This window comes from Streptomyces laculatispora (assembly GCF_017353455.1).
Classification (GTDB): Bacteria; Actinomycetota; Actinomycetes; order Streptomycetales; family Streptomycetaceae; genus Streptomyces; species Streptomyces laculatispora.
Genome location: NZ_JAFMPZ010000426.1, coordinates 1 through 2,612, shown reverse-complemented (window position 1 = coordinate 2,612; position 2,612 = coordinate 1). Strand labels below are relative to the sequence as shown.

Sequence of the window (2,612 nt, the reverse complement as noted above, 5' to 3'; positions counted from 1 at the left end):
GGGGTGGCCGGTGCGGGGGTGGCCGCCCCCGCACCGCACCCGCACCTCCCGGCGCTCAGCGTGTCGCGTCGGCCAGCGCCCGGTCTGCCGCGGCCCGCGAGGGGTGCCACAGGGTGGAGACCGGCTCCCACACCCGGATTCCGCGGTCCATGCCCACCGCCGCGGCGCCGAACGTGACGCCGTGGTGCGAGGGGTCCGCCGCCACGGACAGGGTGCGCACGACATGCCCCTCGGTGGTACCCGGCGCCGCCGTGCGCACGGCGGCNNCTGGCAGACGCCCGGGCGGGCCGCCGTACCGGCTGGGGCGGCCCGCCCGGGGCGGCGGACGCGCCCGTGGCCGTCAGGGCCACGGCGGCCGTCGCGGTGAGGGCGGAGGTGAGGGCGAAGGACAGACGCATGATGTTTCTCCCCTTGGATCGACAGCCTGCGCTCGTGGCCGGAGGGCCCGGCGGCCGGTACGGCCGACAGGGACATTCTGAACGGTATGCCAGTTCCGGGCGACAGATCGGATATAGCCGCTTCAATGCCTGTCGTCAGCCGGCCCGCCGCACCCGCTACCGCGCCCGCACCGTGGCCAGCACCTCGCGGTCCGGCTGCAACGTCAGCGTCGGCACGGGGCCGACCGTGCCCGGATCCACCTCCAGCTCGAACCGGCGCGCGAGCACCGCCAGGATCAGCACCGCCTCGACCATCGCGAACCGCGTCCCCAGGCACACCCGTGGGCCGCCGCCGAACGGGAACCACGCGTACTCCGCGATCTCGTCGCCCGCGTCCGCGTCCCAGCGCTCCGGGCGGAACGCCTCCGGCTCCGGGAACCACCGCTCGTCGCGGTGCGTGACCCACTGGCTGCTCCACACCCTGGTGCCCTCCGGCATCGCGACGCCGCCGATCCGCGCCCCCTCCTTCGCGACCCCGGTGACCAGCCAGATCGTCGGGTACAGCCGCAGCGTCTCCTTGACCACCGCCTGGGCGTACACCAGCCGCGCGTAGTCGTCGAACCCCGGCTCCCGGTCCCCGAGCACCCGGTCCAGTTCCTCGTGCAGTGCCGCGCGCGCCCCGGCGTTGCGGGAGAGCAGGTACCAGGCCCACACCAGGGTCGAACTCGTCGTCTCGTGGCCGCCGATGTGCAGCGTGACCGTCTCGTCGCGGATCTCCTCGTCCGTGAGGTGCGCGCCCGTCTCGTCCACGGCGGTGAGCAGCCGGCTGAGCAGGTCCGGGCGCTCGTCCCCTCCGTCGCGGTGCCGGGCGACGACCCGGCCCACCTCGGCGTCGATGACCGCGGCGGCCTTCCTGATCCTGGCCCGTCCAGGTGTCGGCACCCAGTCCGGCAGCAGTGCGCCGATCCCCGCGAACTCCTTGCCGATCTCCGCCTGGGCCACGTCCATGGCCCGGCCCATCGCCTCGGCGTCGGCCGGTGTGTCGACGCCGAAGATCGTGCGGACGGCGATCCGCTGGGTCAGTGCCGCCATCTCCCGCTTGATGTCGATGCGTTCACCGCCCGACCAGGTGTCCGCCAGCTCCACCGTGCTGCCCGCCATGGTCGCCGCGTACGACCGCACCTGCTTCGGCCGCACGGAGGGCTGCACCAGCGAGCGCTTGCGCCGCCACTCGGTCCCGCGCGCCACCACCACGCCGTTGCCCATCACGGTACGGAACGCGATGCCGAGGGCCGGCTGGTCGAAGGAGCGTTCCGTCTCGGTGAGCAGTTCGCCGATGCACTCCGGATCGGACACGAATACGCAGGAGTTGGGCCCGAAACGCCACTGGACCAGGTCTCCGTGGCCGCGCAGCCGCTCGAAGAAGGCGAGGGGGTTCCGGGCGAACTGCGGCATGTTCCCGAGGAAGGGCAGCCCCTTCGGGCCAGGCGCGATCCGGTGGCCTCGCGGCTCGGCGCCGACGGCCGGACCGGTCTCCGTGGACATGAGAGGTCTCCGCTCCCTGGTGGCGCACCCGGGTCGGCGCGCGGCGACACGCCCCCGGCGGTTCCGCTGACCATGAATCCTGTCACCGGCCTTGCGGAGTACGTGAGTTGTCGAGAGTAGCCGCGACGGGCGCGGTGCACGAGGTGGCCGGGCGGAGCTGCGGGGTGCGGGTGTCCGCGCCGGGCCGGGCGATGCGGGGCGGCGGTGCGGCGCTCTCCCGGACGACGAGTTCCGCCGGCAGTTTCGACGCGGGTCCGCTCCGGGGTCTCGCCCGCCCTGAGGTGCACCAGCAGCCGGAGACCGGTTGCCGCCATGCCGGACAGCGGCCGGCGCACCGGCCTCCGGGATCTCTGAGGCCTGTGGGCGCCTGTAGCCTCCGGGGACCTCCGTGGCGGTCTACCCATTTGCCTAAAGCTATTAGGTAACTGCATAATGGGTAATGCCTGACGAAGGGGAGATCATGGTGCGCGCAGGGCTGACCGCTGAACGCCTGGCCCGGGCCGGAGCGGAGCTGGCCGACGAGGTCGGCTTCGACCAGGTGACCGTCTCGGCGCTCGCCCGGCGGTTCGATGTCAAGGTCGCGAGCCTGTACTCGCATCTGAAGAACTCCCACGACCTCAAGACCAGAATCGCCCTGCTCGCCCTGGAGGAGCTCGCCGACAGGGGCGCCGCCGCACTGGCCGGGCGAGC

General features: G+C 73.1%; 3 protein-coding genes. 1 reads left to right on the top strand and 2 read right to left on the bottom strand.

Features of this window, described 5'->3' with window-relative positions:
* Window positions 1-55 precede the first annotated feature (55 nt).
* A complete protein-coding gene (locus J1C73_RS35085) occupies window positions 56-220 on the bottom strand; it encodes a hypothetical protein (RefSeq protein ID WP_242644495.1) in 165 nt (54 codons plus the stop codon).
* 334 nt (window positions 221-554) lie between these two features.
* Window positions 555-1,922: a cytochrome P450 gene (locus J1C73_RS21225; RefSeq protein WP_207317809.1), complete on the bottom strand. Its 1,368-nt coding sequence runs from the start codon at window positions 1,920-1,922 to the stop codon at window positions 555-557.
* Between the two features lie 460 nt (window positions 1,923-2,382).
* Here J1C73_RS21225 and J1C73_RS21220 point away from each other — a divergent pair.
* Window positions 2,383-2,612, top strand: a 230-nt coding sequence (locus J1C73_RS21220; RefSeq protein WP_207317810.1) for a TetR family transcriptional regulator, incomplete at its 3' end; no start/stop codon positions are given.

Bases quoted from the DNA above. Each gene is read 5' to 3' on its own strand.
- J1C73_RS21225 (WP_207317809.1), bottom strand. From the start codon at position 1,922: ATGTCCACGGAGACCGGTCCGGCCGTCGGCGCCGAGCCGCGAGGCCAC.